This is a genomic window from Streptosporangium heterodermiicola (genome assembly GCF_051390675.1).
Classification (GTDB): domain Bacteria; phylum Actinomycetota; class Actinomycetes; order Streptosporangiales; family Streptosporangiaceae; genus Streptosporangium.
In genome coordinates, this window is sequence record NZ_JBPJSR010000014.1 from 146,237 (window position 1) to 161,880 (window position 15,644).

Below are 15,644 nucleotides of genomic sequence, written 5' to 3' on the forward strand. Positions count from 1 at the left end.
CGGAGCGGGCCGTACCTAGATCCGGCAGAAGGAGACAACCCAGTGAGCAGCCATCGCGGACGGCGTGAGAGCGGCCATCCGGAGCGGGCGATCGAGACCGCGGGTGGGCCGGAGCGGTTCGAGGCGGAGACACGGCGCCTGAGCCGGCGTCTCAGTGAGACGCGCGTCGAGGGCGAGGCCGGTCATCGGCGTCGCGAAAACTACTTGCGGAGGTATCGCGGTAAGAGCCGTGAAGAGATCGCTGACGACCGAACGCCTCCGATCCCGAGGGCGTCACGAGCTCTCGGCCGGCTGGTGGGAGGAGAAGACCAGGACGGAGGCGGTGAAGCCGTGGACGTGGTTGTGGCCGCCCACTGGGCCCACCTCCCCGGCGGCGAAGAAACCGGCCACCCCGATGGGGCCCAGGGTGTCGCGGACGGCGACGGCGTCGTGGTCGGCGCTGCCGAACATGGCCGAGCCCCGGCCGTTGCAGGAGAACAGCAGGGCGCCGTCCACCCGGCCGAACTCCTCGCGGTGCGCGTCCAGCAGCTCGTACAGGTCCTCGTCGGCGGTGGCGGCGTCGCGGACCTGGAAGCGGACGGTACGGCCGATCTCGACGACGTCGCCGATGGCCACGGCCTCCCGCTCGGGGTCGATGCCGAGCACGCCCCGGATCAGGAAGTCGCCGTGCTCGTGCTTCTCGGCGTACTCGTCCATGGCGATGCCGATCTGCAGCCCCGAGGCGACCAGGTCGCGGTCGTCCTCGTCCAGGGCGCTGACGATCTCCTCCAGCCGTGCCAGGGCGGGCTGCCCGGCGAGTTCGAGCAGGAGGTTGTCCTCGACGGAGGTGACGGCCATCGTCGGGCCGATCGGGCGGCAGCCCTGGCTGACGACGGTGCTGACGTTGAGTGCGCCGCTGAGCAGCACCCCGACGGCCCCCTCGGTGTGGATCTCCCCGTCGGCGAACAGCCGGACCGCGCCGCGGCCCTGGATCGCATTGGCCAGGCCGCCGATCAGGGGGAGGTTCCCCATGACCTCCTCGGAGCGCTCGACGAAACCGTCGGTGGGGAAGCTGTAGGGGTCGGCGAGCAGGATGGCCGCGTGGTCGTCGGGGGCGCGGTCGGGCAGGCCGACGACGACGAACCGGTCGTCGGTCCTCAGCGTGTCGAGCGCGAAGGTCGTCAGCCGGGCCCCGCCCAGGGAGGCGGCCCAGGCGCTCACCGCGGGGGTGACCTCGACCCCCTGCCCGTCACCGATGACCCCGGTGGCGCTGCACCCGAGGACGGCGGCGCCGGGTGCCATGCTCATCGCGCGCAACCCGGCGCGGGAGACGTCGTCGGGGTCGTCCCCGCAGATGAAGAAGCAGAGCAGGTCGGCCGGTCCGGAAAGGCCGGACAGGGCCTGGCGCACCGCGGTCTCGGCCGCGGAGACCAGGTCGGACCCCACCGCGAGGCCGTCGGCGAAACGGCTCGTCATCAGCGCCACTCGTCTCGCCTCTCCTTCGTGATCCCTTGTCCGGTGGCCCGCCCGGAGAGTGTCCGGATCCCACCCGAAACTCACCGTCAAGCCGTGAATCCTGCCTGAACTGCCGTGAAGTCTGTCATGAACCACTGAGGAGCCGTGAAGTCCCCCGGCGCCACAGAACCGTGAACGCCGGAGATCTCACGTCGCGGCCCCTTCGAGGCTCCCCGGTCGCGGGAGCCGGGGCGATGCCTTGTCGTGGAGCGATGTCTTGGAGCGATTCTCCCCACTGCGAGCACAAGCACTCACGTTGTCCCTCACGCAATCGTCAAGATCCGAAAGAGGGATGAGAGTGCCGGATCGGGCGTTGTGGACGTAGGCTCGATCCCGTGCCTCACATCCCAGAGCCACGAACTCTGCGCGAGCTGCGCGCGAGCGGCCATATTCACCGTACGGTAAAGGCCGAGATCCGTGAGAATCTCCTGACCCGCCTGCGGGCAGGAGAGCCGCGGTTCCCCGGCATCGTGGGCTTCGACGACACCGTCCTGCCATACCTGGAGCGAGCGCTGCTCGCCGGGCACGACCTGGTCCTGCTCGGTGAGCGGGGTCAGGGCAAGACCCGGTTGATCCGCACCGTGACCGGGCTCCTCGACGAGTGGACCCCCGTCGTCGAGGGCTGCGAGATCAACGACCATCCCTACGAACCCTCGTGCGTCCGCTGCCGCCGCCTGGCCGACGAGGCGGGCGAGGAGCTGCCGATCTCCTGGAAGCACCGGGACGAGCGGTACGGCGAAAAGCTCGCCACCCCCGACACCTCCGTCGGCGACCTGATCGGCGACATCGACCCAATCAAGATCGCCGAGGGGCGCACGCTCGGCGACCCGGAGACCGTCCACTACGGCCTGGTCCCCAGGAGCAACCGCGGTGTGTTCTCCGTCAACGAGCTGCCCGACCTGGCCGAGCGCATCCAGGTGTCGCTGCTCAACGTGCTGGAGGAGCGCGACATCCAGGTCAGGGGCTACAACCTGCGCCTGCCCCTGGACATCCTGCTGATCGCGAGCGCCAATCCCGAGGACTACACCAACCGCGGCCGGATCATCACCCCGCTGAAGGACCGCTTCGGCGCCGAGATCCGCACCCACTACCCGCTCTCGATCGAGACCGAGCTGGTCCTGATCCGCCAGGAGGCCGCGCTCGACCAGGTGGGCGCCGACCTGCCCGACCACCTGATCGAGGTGATCGCCCGGTTCACCCGGCTGGTCCGCGAGTCCACCGCGGTGGACGCCCGCTCGGGGGTCTCGGCCCGCTTCTCCATCGCCGCCGCCGAGACCGCGGCCGCCTCCGCCGTACGGCGGGCGGCGCTGACCGGCGAGGACCACGCGGTGGCCAGGGTCGCCGACCTGCCGGGGATCGTGCACACGCTGCGCGGCAAGGTGGAGTTCGAGGTCAGCGAGGAGGGCCGGGAGACCGAGGTGCTCTCGCACCTGCTGCGCAGGGCGGTGGCCGAGACGTTCCGCGGCACGCTCGGCGGCACGGACCTGAACCCGCTGCTGGAGAAGTTCTCCGAGGGCATCCAGGTGGAGTCGGGGGTGACGGTCCCGGCGGCCGAGCTGCTGCGCAGGATCGGCCCGGTTCCGGGTCTGGCAAAGATCATGTCCCAGCTCGGCATCGGCGACGAGTCCCCCGGGCACGCCGCCGCCGCGCTGGAATTCGCCATGGAGGGCCTTTACCTCCTGCGCCGGCTGTCCAAGGACGAGGTGGACGGCACGACGGTTTACCGCACCTGAGGTGTCTGCATGAGCTACCGCTATGGCGAATACCGGGACGGGCCCGACCCGCTCGCCCCGCCGTACGACGTCCGTTCGGCGCTGGACCGGATGGGCGACGCGATCCTGTCCGGTTCCAACCCCGCGCACGCCCTGCGCGACCTCCTCAAGGAGGGCCTGCCGGGCGCGCGGGACCGTCGCGGCCTTGAGGACCTGCTCCGCGAGGTGCGCAGGCGGCGGCGCGAGCTGCGCGAGCGCGGCCGTCTCGACGGCACGCTGGAGCGGGCCAGGGCGCTGCTGGACAAGGCGATCGGCCAGGAGCGGGCCGAGCTGTTCCCCGACCCCTCCGACGAGGCCCGGCTGCGCGAGGCTGAGCTGGCCGCCCTCCCCGACGACACCGCGAGCGCCATCCGGGAGCTGGGCACCTACCAGTGGCGTTCGGCCGCCGCCCAGCGGACCTTCGAGGAGCTGCGCGACCTGCTGCGCAGGGAGGTGCTCGACAGCCAGTTCCGCGGCATGCGGCAGTCTCTGGCCAACCCCGACCCGGCCGCCATGGAGCGGGTCAGGGAGATGATGTCCGATCTGAACGACATGCTCGACCGGGATTCCCGGGGCGAGCACACCCAGGCCGACTTCGAGCAGTTCATGTCGAAATATGGAGACATGTTCCCCGAGTCGCCCCGGAACCTGGAGGAGCTGGTCGACGCCCTGGCCCGGCGGGCCGCGGCCACCCAGCGCCTGCTCGCCTCCCTCACCCCGGCCCAGCGCGAGGAGCTCGACCAGCTGATCGAGCAGACCCTCCAGCAGGCCGGGCTCGACGAGCAGATGCGCCGCCTGGGCGAGTCCCTCTACGCCCGCCGCCCCGACCTGGCCTGGAACACCCCGGAACGGCTGAGCGGCAACGAGCCGATGGGGATGTCCGACGCCGTGAGCGCGCTGGACGAGCTCGCCGACCTGACCCAGCTGGAGGCCGCGCTCCGCCAGGACTACCCCGGCGCCCGGATGGACGACATCGACGAGGCGGCGATCCGGCGCGCCCTGGGCCGGTCGGCCGTCGACGACCTGGAGGCGCTCAAGCGGATCGAGCGCGAGCTGGAGCAGCAGGGCTACCTCCTGCGCCGTCGCGGCAAGCTGGAGCTCACCCCCAAGGCCGTACGGCGGCTGGGGGAGACCGCGCTGCGCCGCGTCTTCGCCTCCCTGGAGAGCGGGCGCCGCGGCGACCACGACCAGGTGGACGCGGGCTCGGCCGGTGAGCTCACCGGCTCCACCCGGCCCTGGCGGTTCGGCGACGAGCAGCCGATCGACGTGGTCCGCACGGTGATCAACGGCGTCCGGCGCGGCGGGAGCGGCGGCACGGTGACCCTCTCGGTCGACGACTTCGAGGTGGCCGAGACCGAGCGGCGCACGGCGGCCGCGGTGTGCCTGCTGGTCGACCTGTCCTACTCGATGGCGCTGCGCGGGACCTGGGCCGCCGCCAAGCAGACGGCGATGGCGCTGCAGGCGCTGGTGACCTCGAAGTTCCCCCAGGACTCGGTGCAGATCATCGGCTTCTCCAACTACGCCAGGGTGCTGCAGCCCGACGAGCTGGCGGGCCTGGAGTGGGACATGGTGCAGGGGACGAACCTGCACCACGCCCTGCTGATCGCCGGACGCCACCTCGACCGCCACCCCGACTTCGAGCCGGTCGTGCTCGTGGTCACCGACGGTGAGCCCACCGCCCACCTGCGGCGCAACGGCTCGGCGGCCTTCGAGTGGCCGCCGACCCAGGAGACGCTGGAGCTGACCCTCGCCGAGGTCGACAAGATGACCCGGCGCAGGGCGACCCTCAACGTCTTCATGCTCGCCGACGACGAGCGCCTGAAGGAGTTCGTGAACGAGGTCGGGCGGCGCAACGGCGGCCGGGTCTTCTCCACCGGCGCCGACCGCCTGGGAGAGTACGTCGTCAGCGACTTCCTGCGGGCCCGCCGCACCCGCTGAGCCCTTCGCGAGGGATCAGGCGTTGACGTAGGCGACGTAGCCGTCGAGCGCCAGGTCGAAGCCGTCGCGGTGGTGGCGGTGGGAGCGGTAGCAGGGCCGCCACGCCGTGCTGTTGCCGACGCCCGCACGGGCGTCGGCGATCGCGGAGGGGACCCGCTCGGGGGAGAGCAGGAGGCCGCCGCCGAGATAGCGGTCGTCGGTGAGGACCGTGGGGGTGGCGGGGTCGCCGCTCGCGTAGCGGCCACGGCGCCAGCCGCTCTCCTCGTCCCAGACCAGCGCGTCGCCCCCGGTCAGGCGGACGGTGACGGTGCGCGGGTCGCAGGGACCCTGCCACCAGCTCTCGACCTGGTCCCCCAGCGCCTCGACGACGAGACCGGCGTAGCGGGACGGCCGGTCCCGCCACTCCTCGGTGTACGGCTCAACATGTTTGACACCCACGGCGGGCACTCCCTTGTGCCGTCTGACTCTGTCCGATGGAACGCCCGCCCGGCACGACCACGACTTCGGCGCCGCCGGTCTCATCACACGGGAACGAGCTCGCCCTCGATCCTACTGACCCCGCGGACGTGCTCCGCGCCGAATGCGAAGACCGGCGATCTCGTACGCCGCCCATCGCCCCCGCCTCAACCGTGACCCTTCCGTAACAACCACCCGGAAACAAACGCCGTCTATCCAGTAAAGGAAGAACACGGTTCGCGGAAGGGGAGGAAGTGAGTCCGATGCTCGCGGGAATTCTCGTGGCGCTGATGCTCATCGTCTGCGTCTGTTTCGAGTTGTGCGTGGTCCCGCCCACACGCGACAGGCACGACACCTCGGAGTCTCCGGCGAACGATCATTGAGAAAGACCCGGCCGGGCGGCGGGGACAGGTGAGCCGTACCCAGACGAGATGACCGGCCACTAATGTCTGGCGCATGACAGACCTGCTGCTCTGGCTGCACATCGGTTTTGCGATCTTCGCTCTCGGGCCGATCACCGCCGCCACGATGTCCACTCCCCGATTCATCCGCGCCAAGAACGTCGGTGTCCTGCGTTATCTGCACAAGACCACGCGTCTCTACGGTTTCGCGTCCGTGGGGGTCTTCCTGTTCGGGCTGCTGCTGGGCCGCGAATTCCTCGGAAAGCCGTACCTGTCGGTGTCCATGACGCTTTTCATCGTCGCCGCGGTGCTGCTGATCATGGTGGACCGGGACCAGAGCACCGCCATCCGGGTCCTCGCCAGCGAGAACCCGGACGACGACGCCAAGGTGCAGGTGGGCCGGATCGCCGCGCTCTCCGGTGTGATCGTGCTGATCTGGATGGTCATCCTGGTGCTGATGGTCTGGGGCGACCCGGTCTGAGCCTCGCCGGTCCCGCTGAACACGCCCCCGGACCCGCCACGCCCCGGCCGGAGGCCGCGCCGACCTCCCTACCGCAGTGCCTGGGTGAGGTCGGCCAGCAGGTCGTCGATCGACTCGATGCCGACCGAGAGGCGCACCAGGTCTCCGGGGACCTCCAGCGGCGAGCCCGCCACGGAGGCGTGGGTCATCCGGCCCGGGTGCTCGATCAGCGACTCCACGCCGCCGAGCGACTCGCCCAGGATGAACAGCCTGGTCCGGTCGCACAGCTCGACCGCCTCGGCCTCGCCCCCGGCGACGCGGAAGGAGACCATGCCGCCGAAACGTCTCATCTGCTTGGCCGCCACCTCGTGGCCGGGGTGGTCGGCCAGGCCCGGGTAGAGCACCGAGGTCACCCGCGGATGGGCGAGCAGCAGGTCCACCACCCGCTCGGCGTTGTCGCAGTGGCGGTCCATCCTCACGCCGAGCGTCTTGAGGCCGCGCAGCGTCAGCCAGGCGTCGAACGGCCCGGCCACCGCGCCCATCGCGTTCTGGTGGTAGGCGAGCTCCTCGCCCAGCCCGGCGTCCCGCGCGACGAGCGCGCCGCCGACCACGTCGGAGTGGCCGCCCACGTACTTGGTGGTGGAGTGCACCACGATGTCCGCGCCCAGCGCCAGCGGCTGCTGCAGGTACGGGGAGGCGAAGGTGTTGTCCACCACGAGCAGCGCGCCGCACTCGGTCGCGAGCTGGGCCAGGGCCGCGATGTCCGCGATGCCGAGCAGCGGGTTGGTGGGCGTCTCCACCCAAATTATCTTGGTCTTCTGGGTCACCGCGGCCGCCACCGCCGCCAGGTCGCCCAGCGGCACCGGGTCGTAGTGCAGCCCCCAGCGCTCGTTGACCTTCGCGAACAGGCGGTAGGTGCCGCCGTACGCGTCGTTCGGGATGATCACGTGGTCGCCCGGCCTGCAGACCGTGCGGAGGATCGCGTCCTCGGCCGCCAGCCCCGAGGCGAAGGCCAGGCCACGGCTGCCGCCCTCGACGGCGGCCATGGCCTCCTCCAGCGCGGTCCTGGTCGGGTTGGCCGACCGGCTGTACTCGTATCCGGCGCGCAGTCCTCCCACGCCGTCCTGCTTGTAGGTGGACACCGCGTAGATCGGCGGTACCACGGCCCCCGTGTAGGGGTCGGGTTCCTGACCTGCGTGAATGGCCAGTGTCTCGAATCCATGGTTCATGGGGACAACGCTACTCGCAGCAGCGGGGGCCCCAGGGCCGTGGGAGCCGCTCCCACGCCCCTCCGGCACCTACTCGGCGCGCTCCCTGTTGATCCGCGAGAGCAGGACCGGGTCGGCGAGCGTCAGCGCCGCGCCGATCACGAGCCCGGCGACCAGCAGCACTATCCCGATGACGGTCATCTCTTTCCCCCTTCGACCTCTCAAGAGTCGGTCACGGGCCCCACCCGCCGCCTCCGCTGAAGAGCCGGTTCCGGCCACGGCGGTTCGGCCGAACGGCCGATATGACTTCTCCTCCGCGAGGCCTAGGCTCGGGGACCGTGGGAGAAACGAGCCGGCTGGTCTACTGGATCAAACGCCTCAGCGAGATCGCGTTGATCGGCTGGCTCGTCCTGCTCCTGCTGGTCGACGTGATAGTGGCGACGAACGGCCTCAACCCGGCGATCCTGCTGAGCCCGGTGTGCGGCCTGGTGGGCATCGTGGCGGTGGTGCGGCGGCGCCGCTGGCGGGTCGGCGGGCTCGTCACCCTGATGACGGTGTCGTTCCTGTCCTCCCTGGCCATCGGGGTCACCGGTGGCGACGGCGGTCCCAGCGCGGCCGAGATCGGGTCGCTGCTGGTCCTCACCGTCGGCGGGCTGCGCGCGATCGAACCGGTACGGCGGGCCGCGCTGCTCTCCCTGGCGACGATGATCGTGCTTGAGGCCACCCCCTCCCGCATGAACGCCGTGGGCCCGGAACCGGCGGTGGCGGTCGGCTTCCTGCTCTTCGTCTGCTGGTCCTTCGCCGCCGGTATCGGCGCCTACCTCCGCTTCCAGCTGGAGCGCCGCAGGGAGGCCGTCGACACGGTACGGCGGTCCGAGCGCCTGGAACTGGCCAGGGAGCTGCACGACCTGGTCGCCCACCACATCACCGGGATCGTGGTGCAGGCGCAGGCCGCCAAGGTCGTCGCCGAGCAGAAGCCGGAGGCCGTGGTCCCCTCCCTGGAGGCGATCGCCAACGCCGGGGCCGACGCGCTGACCTCGATGCGCCGCCTGGTCAGCGTGCTGCGCGCGGAGGACGAGGCCGCCCGCTCACCGGGCAGCACCCTCATGGACATGCGCACGATGGTCGAACGGTTCTCCGCCGCGGGTCCCCAGGTCACCTTCGACATCGGCCAGGGCATCGCCGACGGCACCGTGGCCCCCGAGGTGATGACCACCCTCCACCGGGTCCTCCAGGAGTCGCTGACCAACGTCCGCAGGCACGCCCCGGGTACCGGCTGGGTCGAGGCGGACCTGAAGCTCACCGACGGCTCCGACCTGCGCGCGTGGGCCGAGGGCGTACGCGAGAGGAACGGCCAGGACCCCCGGGCCCGGCGCGCCGCCTACGCCTCCACGGGCACCTCGACCGGCGGGGGCCTGGGCGCCACCTCGGCCACCGGGGGCGCCGTGCGGCTGCGGGTGCGCAACTACGGCTCGACGGCCGACGTCAGGATCTCCCGCCTCGGCGGCGGCTTCGGCCTGGTGGGCATGGCCGAGCGCGTCGAGGCGCTCGGCGGCCGCCTCATGGCCGGGCCCACCCCCTCCGGGGCCTGGGAGGTCATGGCGGAGTTCCCCCTCTGACCTCGGAGATCCCCCGCCCCCGGAGATCCCCCCGACCTCGGAGATCTTCTGGCCTCGGAGACCCCTGACTCCGGAGCCCTCCGGCCTTCGAGACCGCTGACCCCTGAGCCATCTGACCCCGGAGACCCCGGGACCTCCGGGAGGCCCTGGCGTTCCCAAGGGCCGGGAGACCCCGCCGGGGGGGACGGCCCCGGGACCCTAGTGGTTGGCGAGGAAGGCCAGCAGGTCCTGGCGGGTGATCAGGCCGACGGGCTTGCCGTCGTCGAGGACGACCGCGGCGTCGGCCTTCTCCAGCGCCTCGACGGCGATGGACACCGGCTCCCCCGCGCCGATCGTCGGCAGCGGCTGCGACATGTGGGCGGCCAGCGGGTCGGTCGGCCGCACCCGGCCCCGGTAGAGGGCGTCGAGCAGGTCGCGCTCCAGGATCGAGCCGACCACCTCGGCGGCCATGACCGGCGGCTCCTCCTTCATCACCGGGAGCTGCGACACGCCGTACTCACGCATGATCGAGATGGCCGTGTCGACCGACTCGTGCGGGTGGGTGTGCACGAACTCCGGCATGCCCGAGCTCTTGCGCGTCAGGACGTCCTTGACCAGGCCCTCCTCGCTGGAGGTGGTCAGGAAGCCGTAGTCGGCCATCCACTCGTCGTTGAAGATCTTCGACAGGTAGCCCCGGCCGCCGTCGGGCAGCAGCACCACGATCACGTCGTCAGGACCGGCCCGCTCGGCCACGCGCAGCGCCGCGACCGTCGCCATGCCACAGGAGCCGCCCACCAGCAGCGCCTCCTCGCGGGCCAGGCGGCGGGTCATGATGAAGGAGTCCCTGTCGGAGATCGCGATGACCTCGTCGCAGATCGTGGTGTCGTAGTTGGCCGGCCAGATGTCCTCGCCGACCCCCTCCACCAGGTACGGTCGCCCGGTGCCGCCGGAGTAGACAGAGCCCTCGGGGTCGGCTCCGATGACCTTGACCCGGCCGCCGGAGACCTCCTTGAGGTAGCGGCCGGTGCCGCTGATCGTGCCCCCGGTGCCGACGCCCGCCACGAAGTGGGTGATCCTTCCCTCGGTCTGCTCCCAGACCTCCGGGCCGGTGGAGTGGTAGTGGCTCTCGGTGTTGTGCGGGTTGGAGTACTGGTCGGGCTTCCAGGCGTTCGGCGTCTCCTTGGCCAGCCGGTCGGAGACCGAGTAGTAGGAGTCGGGGTGGTCGGGGGAGACCGCCGTCGGGCAGACCACGACCTCGGCGCCGTAGGCGCGCAGCACCGAGATCTTGTCCTGGGCCACCTTGTCCGGCACCACGAACAGGCAGCGGTATCCACGCTGCTGGGCCACGATGGCGAGGCCGATCCCGGTGTTGCCCGAGGTGGGCTCCACGATCGTGCCCCCCGGGCGCAGCTCCCCCGACCGCTCGGCGGCGTCGATCATCCGGACCGCGATGCGGTCCTTCACCGATCCTCCCGGGTTGAAGTACTCCACTTTCGCGAGCACCTGGGCGGAGATGCCCTCCGTCACCTTGTTCAGTCGGACGAGAGGGGTGTTGCCCATCAGCTCGACGAGCGAGTCATGTACGCGCACCGGGATATCACCTCGAAATACCAAAGCTCGGTCGGCTTGTTGTTGTGGTCACCGTGATCCCATGAGGGTGGCGGGGACTCGGCTGTGTTACCAAGGGCAACGCTACCGCCCCGCCCGGAGGGAGCGACGCCACGTGATCTGGACACCTGGGGTGGCGAGAACCGCCCGCCGCATCGCCGCTGCGGCCGCGCTGGGCGGAGGAGGTCTCACCGCGCTCGGCGCGGCGACCTACGGCCTGCTGCTGGCCGAGGCACTGGTGGCCCGGCGCGCCGTCGGCCGCCCGCACGGCATGGAGGGACCGCCGTCGGACGGTGTGTACGGTGCGTTCGGCGGCGAGCCGCTCAGGATGGTCATGCTGGGCGATTCCACCTCCATCGGCCTGGGCACCTCCGACCCGGCGGAGACACCCGCGGCGCTGATCGCCAACGGGCTGGCCGTGATCGCCGAGCGGCCGGTACGGCTCACCGTGGCGGGCATGTCGGGAGCGACCTCCGCCGAGCTGGGCGAGCAGGTGGACAAGGCCCTGAGGGCCCGTCCCGAGATCGCGGTCGTCTTCATCGGCGCCAACGACGTCACCTCGCAGAGCAGGCCCGCCCATGCCGTACGGCACCTGCAGAAGGCGGTCAGGCGGCTGCGGGAGGCCGGGGCCGAGGTGGTCGTGGGCACCTGCCCCGACCTCGGGACGGTCCGGCCGATCGCGCAGCCGCTCCGCTGGGTGACGCGACGGTGGAGCCGCCAGCTGGCCGCCGCGCAGACCGTCGCCGTGGTCGAGGCGGGCGGGCGGACGGTGGCCTTCGCCGACCTGCTGGGGCCGGAGTTCGACACCAACCCGGCGGAGATGTTCGGCCTTGATCGTTATCACCCATCTGCCCAAGGCTATCTCCAGATCGCTTACGCGGTGCTACCTTCCGTATGCAGTGCGTTGGAACTGTGGCCCGAGCCCCGGGCCCGGCGCACTGAGTCGATCTACCTCGCGGCGGCCAAGGCCGCGGAGGAGCCCGGCGCCGAGGTCTCCGCGACCCGTGTCGCCGGACGAGCGACCGGAACTCACGGACGGTGGGTGACCATGCTCGGCCGCAGGCCGGGGATGCGGCCCAACGACGCCTGAACACGGTCACCCTCCGCTGCGAAGCCGTAACGCCTCGCCCGCATTGGAGTGGAATACCCGTGATCCGGCCCCTCGCGACCCCGGCCCTGGTGCTCGCCGGAGCTCTGGCCCTGGGCGGCTGCTCCGGCACAGAAGCGGCCACCCCGGACCATCCCACCTGGCACAACACCGAGATGAACGCGGTCAGCCGCACCACCACCGCCGCCGGAGTCGCCACGACGACCTCCATGAAGGCCGACGGCACACTGGAGACGGTGGCCCTCGACCTCGCCACCGGCAGGAGGCTGTGGGCCCATCCCTCGACCATGGCGGGCCGCCTGCCGGGGATGGGGGTGCCCGCCCCCGCGATCGTCGAGACCTCCGCGGGGCAGGCCGTCGCGGTGACCGTCGACCCAGCCAGGCGGGGACGCTGGAAGGCCACGCTCGTCGGCCTCGACGGCAGGACAGGGGCGCGCAGGTGGAGCCGCCCGGTGCACTCCACCTTCGGCCCGCAGCGGTGCGGGGCGTTCGTCTGCGTACCCGAGAACACCGCGCTCGCGAGCGCCCGCGTCGTCGTCCTCGACCCGGTGACCGGCAAGGTCATGTGGAGGATCCCCGGCATCGCCGAGGCCGAGTGGTCCGACGCCTCGCGCGTGGTGTTCCTCCGCCTGGCCCGCCATCCCGTCCTGGAGGCGCACGACCTGAAGACGGGCAAGGTCATCTGGCGGACCCCCGTCGAGCAGCCTCTCGGCGCCGGGGTGGACCTGTCGGGAGGCTGGTCCTTCGGCGCGACGGCGGGAAACCTCGTCGGATACGTCGCCCCCTACACCAACCCGAAGACGAGCAAGGTCTCCGCCTTCGGGCTGTTCTCCGTCAAGCTCGCCGACGGCACGGTCAACTGGATGCGCCCGTCGGTGGTCCGCGTCTACCCCAGCGGCAGCCCCGGCTTCGCGCCGGTGGTCCGCCCGGTCGACCAGGAGGGCCGCTACGGCGGGTTCGCCCGGCTGGAGGCCGGCAGTGGCCGGGTGCTCGGCCAGATCTCCGCCGAGCAGGTTCCCGAGTCGGGCTGGTGGCTGGCCTTCCCACCCCGGATGGAGAAGGTCGGCTTCCTGCGGCACGGCAAGCCGGGCAACGTCTTCGACCTGCCCACCGGCCGCAACTCCGACGCCAAGGACGAGCGGGCCTGGTCCTTCTGCGTGACCGACCCCAAGCCGCTCGCGCTCAAGGGCCAGAACTCCGGCTTCTACTCGGTGGCCTCGCTGTGCCAGTTCAGGCTCGCCGACGGCACGCGGGTGTCCGGCTCGGGCGCCCCGCCCCTGTGGTTCACCGGCAGCCAGAACGGCTGGCGGATGTGGCGCGACGAGAAGGGCGGCCTCCACGGGATCAAGGACGGCGACGGCACCTCCCCCGGCATGTACGGCTGACCACCCGGCACCCGCCACCGACCACCGGCTGACCAGCCACCCGCCACCTGATTTGTCATCGCGGCCGGCGGGGCGTCGAAGCGCGGCCAGGCCCCGTCCCGTCCCCGGACCGGACGGAGCCCTGTGCTTACCGTACAAAGTTCTGTTTCTACGCCCCCCGGGCGTGGCTTCCCGCATACCGCGCGGTACGCTCCGCTGGAGGAGCAGACACGAACCCAGGAGAGCCACATGCCCGAGGCAGTCATCGTCGCGACCGCGCGCTCGCCCATCGGACGCGCCTTCAAGGGGTCCCTCAAGGACATCCGCCCCGACGACCTGACCGTACAGATCATCCAGGCCGCGCTTGCCAAGGTCCCCCAGCTCGACCCGACCACGATCGACGACCTCATGCTGGGCTGCGGCCTGCCGGGCGGCGAGCAGGGCTTCAACATGGGCCGGGTGGTCGCCACCCTGCTCGGCCTGGACGGCGTGCCGGGCACCACCGTGACCCGATACTGCTCGTCCTCGCTGCAGACCACCCGGATGGCCCTGCACGCGATCAGGGCCGGCGAGGGCGACGTGTTCGTCTCGGCGGGCGTGGAGTGCGTCTCCCGCTTCGGCAAGGGCAGTTCCGACTCGCTGCCCGACACGATGAACCCGCTGTTCGGCGACGCCCACGCCCGCTCGGTCAGTGCCGCCGAGGGCGGCAAGGGGGTCTGGCACGACCCGCGTGAGGACGGCCAGGTGCCCGACGTCTACGTGGCGATGGGCCAGACGGCGGAGAACCTCGCCGGGCTGAAGGGCGTCTCCCGGCAGGAGCAGGACGAGTTCGGTGTCCGCTCCCAGAACCTGGCGGAGAAGGCCCTCGCCAACGGCTTCTGGGAGAGGGACATCACCCCGGTGACCCTGCCCGGCGGGACCGTGGTGAGCAAGGACGACGGCCCCCGCGCGGGGACCACCTACGAGGCGGTCTCCCAGCTCAAGCCGGTCTTCCGGCCGGACGGTACGGTCACCGCGGGCAACTGCTGCCCGCTGAACGACGGCGCCGCCGCCGTGATCGTGATGAGCGACACCAAGGCCGCCGAACTCGGCATCACCCCGCTCGCCCGGATCGTCTCCACCGGGGTGACCGGCCTGTCCCCGGAGATCATGGGCCTGGGCCCGGTCGAGGCCTCGAAGCAGGCCCTGGCCAGGGCGGGCATGGCCATCGGCGACGTGGACCTCGTCGAGATCAACGAGGCGTTCGCCGCCCAGGTCATCCCGTCCTACCAGGACCTCGGGATCGACATCGACCGGCTCAACGTCAACGGCGGGGCCATCGCGGTCGGCCATCCCTTCGGGATGACCGGAGCCCGGATCACCTCCACGCTGCTCAACAGCCTCGCCTTCCACGACAAGTCGATCGGCCTGGAGACCATGTGCGTCGGCGGCGGCCAGGGCATGGCCCTGGTCCTGGAGCGCCTCAGCTGAGACAGCCGAACCAGCCAGAATCAGCCGAACCCGGCCGGGGAACGGCCGGGCGGCCGGTCAGCCGTGCACGTCGGGGCCGGCGCGGGTGATCGCGATCCTCAGGATCACCCGCCGCTCCCGCTCCATCGCGGCCCGGTAGTCGTCCCAGTCGGGGTGCTCGCCCGAGATGTCGCGGTAGTAGGTGACCAGGAGATCCATCGCCTCGGGCAGGGGAACGATCTCCGCGACGCCGTCGATCTGGATCCACTCGCCGAAGAACCCGTCGGTCGTCACGCAGAGCGAGACCCGCGGATTCCTGCGCAGGTTGCGGACCTTCGCCGCGGTCTCCCGGGTGCTGACGATTACGTTCCCAAGCGTGTCGAGCCCCACGGTGACCGGGGAGAGCTGCGGGCGTCCGTCGGCGTGCGAGGTCAGCATGACCGCGCGGTGGTTGGCGCGGACGAACCCGCGCGCCTTGTCGTGATCCATGACCCCATCATCGCGCGCACATCAAAGCCCGCACCACCGGAGTGGCGCGGGCTTCACGGAGATAGGTGACTTACAGGTAACGGGTACGGCGGTGCCGCTCGTGCTCGTGCACAATGGCGGCGGCGTAGCCGTGGGTCAGCCCGTGCTCGTCGGCGAGCCAGGTGGCTCGCTCGTCACAGCGAAGGAACGACGGGCCGTTGTCGATTGCTTGGAACCACTCTGGGAGTGCGCGTCCCGTGATGTCCGGGACTCTTGCGATCAGCTTGCTCTGCGTCTCCAGTGAGTGGTTCAACGACATGGGCACCTCCACGGATAGGCTC

At 71.0% G+C, this 15,644-nt stretch carries 13 protein-coding genes; 7 read left to right on the forward strand and 6 right to left on the reverse strand.

The window, feature by feature from the left end; genetic code table 11:
* Positions 1-273: 273 nt before the first annotated feature.
* Positions 274-1,455 (reverse strand): FIST signal transduction protein, encoded by a 1,182-nt coding sequence (locus tag ACSC1Q_RS28155; RefSeq protein ID WP_436761793.1) that lies wholly within the window; start codon positions 1,453-1,455, stop codon positions 274-276.
* A gap of 374 nt (positions 1,456-1,829) precedes the next feature.
* Here ACSC1Q_RS28155 and ACSC1Q_RS28160 point away from each other — a divergent pair, with 374 nt between their 5' ends.
* Positions 1,830-3,227, forward strand: coding sequence for a sigma 54-interacting transcriptional regulator (locus ACSC1Q_RS28160; RefSeq protein ID WP_436761695.1), 1,398 nt, complete (start codon positions 1,830-1,832; stop codon positions 3,225-3,227).
* A 9-nt stretch (positions 3,228-3,236) separates the two neighbouring features.
* Positions 3,237-5,183, forward strand: coding sequence for a vWA domain-containing protein (locus ACSC1Q_RS28165; RefSeq protein WP_436761696.1), 1,947 nt, complete (start codon positions 3,237-3,239; stop codon positions 5,181-5,183).
* A 15-nt stretch (positions 5,184-5,198) separates the two neighbouring features.
* On the opposite strand, the gene ACSC1Q_RS28170 is transcribed toward ACSC1Q_RS28165, so the two are convergent.
* Positions 5,199-5,621: a DUF6292 family protein gene (locus tag ACSC1Q_RS28170; RefSeq protein ID WP_436761697.1), complete on the reverse strand. Its 423-nt coding sequence runs from the start codon at positions 5,619-5,621 to the stop codon at positions 5,199-5,201.
* Positions 5,622-6,095: 474 nt separating this feature from the next.
* Between ACSC1Q_RS28170 and ACSC1Q_RS28175 the strand changes: the two genes are divergently transcribed.
* Positions 6,096-6,521, forward strand: a complete 426-nt coding sequence (locus ACSC1Q_RS28175; RefSeq protein WP_350971812.1) for a hypothetical protein — start codon at positions 6,096-6,098, stop codon at positions 6,519-6,521.
* A 68-nt stretch (positions 6,522-6,589) separates the two neighbouring features.
* Here the strand turns inward: ACSC1Q_RS28175 and ACSC1Q_RS28180 are convergent, their stop codons facing one another.
* Positions 6,590-7,729, reverse strand: coding sequence for a cystathionine gamma-synthase (locus tag ACSC1Q_RS28180; RefSeq protein WP_436761698.1), 1,140 nt, complete (start codon positions 7,727-7,729; stop codon positions 6,590-6,592).
* 317 nt (positions 7,730-8,046) lie between these two features.
* Between ACSC1Q_RS28180 and ACSC1Q_RS28185 the strand changes: the two genes are divergently transcribed.
* On the forward strand, positions 8,047-9,327 hold the full coding sequence (locus ACSC1Q_RS28185; RefSeq protein ID WP_436761699.1) for a sensor histidine kinase: 1,281 nt from the start codon (positions 8,047-8,049) through the stop codon (positions 9,325-9,327).
* A gap of 198 nt (positions 9,328-9,525) precedes the next feature.
* On the opposite strand, the gene ACSC1Q_RS28190 is transcribed toward ACSC1Q_RS28185, so the two are convergent.
* On the reverse strand, positions 9,526-10,896 hold the full coding sequence (locus ACSC1Q_RS28190) for a cystathionine beta-synthase (RefSeq protein WP_436761700.1): 1,371 nt from the start codon (positions 10,894-10,896) through the stop codon (positions 9,526-9,528).
* Between the two features lie 133 nt (positions 10,897-11,029).
* Between ACSC1Q_RS28190 and ACSC1Q_RS28195 the strand changes: the two genes are divergently transcribed.
* The 3 genes from ACSC1Q_RS28195 to ACSC1Q_RS28205 all read left to right on the forward strand — a co-directional run bounded on the left by ACSC1Q_RS28195 (position 11,030) and on the right by ACSC1Q_RS28205 (position 14,856).
* Positions 11,030-12,004: an SGNH/GDSL hydrolase family protein gene (locus tag ACSC1Q_RS28195; RefSeq protein WP_436761701.1), complete on the forward strand. Its 975-nt coding sequence runs from the start codon at positions 11,030-11,032 to the stop codon at positions 12,002-12,004.
* A 59-nt stretch (positions 12,005-12,063) separates the two neighbouring features.
* A complete protein-coding gene (locus ACSC1Q_RS28200; protein WP_436761702.1) occupies positions 12,064-13,407 on the forward strand; it encodes an outer membrane protein assembly factor BamB family protein in 1,344 nt (447 codons plus the stop codon).
* A gap of 228 nt (positions 13,408-13,635) precedes the next feature.
* Positions 13,636-14,856: an acetyl-CoA C-acetyltransferase gene (locus ACSC1Q_RS28205; RefSeq protein ID WP_436761703.1), complete on the forward strand. Its 1,221-nt coding sequence runs from the start codon at positions 13,636-13,638 to the stop codon at positions 14,854-14,856.
* Between the two features lie 57 nt (positions 14,857-14,913).
* On the opposite strand, the gene ACSC1Q_RS28210 is transcribed toward ACSC1Q_RS28205, so the two are convergent.
* Complete coding sequence (locus ACSC1Q_RS28210; protein ID WP_436761704.1) at positions 14,914-15,324, reverse strand: PPOX class F420-dependent oxidoreductase; 411 nt, start codon at positions 15,322-15,324, stop codon at positions 14,914-14,916.
* Between the two features lie 70 nt (positions 15,325-15,394).
* The gene (locus ACSC1Q_RS28215) at positions 15,395-15,622 is read right to left on the reverse strand and encodes a DUF4287 domain-containing protein (protein ID WP_329093696.1); all 228 of its coding nucleotides are present in this window, start codon (positions 15,620-15,622) and stop codon (positions 15,395-15,397) included.
* Positions 15,623-15,644 lie beyond the last annotated feature (22 nt).

Excerpts from the sequence above, each read along its gene's own strand:
- ACSC1Q_RS28155 (WP_436761793.1), bottom strand. The coding sequence starts at position 1,455 with ATGACGAGCCGTTTCGCCGACGGCCTCGCGGTGGGGTCCGACCTGGTC.
- ACSC1Q_RS28165 (WP_436761696.1), top strand. The coding sequence starts at position 3,237 with ATGAGCTACCGCTATGGCGAATACCGGGACGGGCCCGACCCGCTCGCC.
- ACSC1Q_RS28175 (WP_350971812.1), top strand. The coding sequence starts at position 6,096 with ATGACAGACCTGCTGCTCTGGCTGCACATCGGTTTTGCGATCTTCGCT.
- ACSC1Q_RS28180 (WP_436761698.1), bottom strand. The coding sequence starts at position 7,729 with ATGAACCATGGATTCGAGACACTGGCCATTCACGCAGGTCAGGAACCC.
- ACSC1Q_RS28205 (WP_436761703.1), top strand. The coding sequence starts at position 13,636 with ATGCCCGAGGCAGTCATCGTCGCGACCGCGCGCTCGCCCATCGGACGC.
- ACSC1Q_RS28210 (WP_436761704.1), bottom strand. The coding sequence starts at position 15,324 with ATGGATCACGACAAGGCGCGCGGGTTCGTCCGCGCCAACCACCGCGCG.
- ACSC1Q_RS28215 (WP_329093696.1), bottom strand. The coding sequence starts at position 15,622 with ATGTCGTTGAACCACTCACTGGAGACGCAGAGCAAGCTGATCGCAAGA.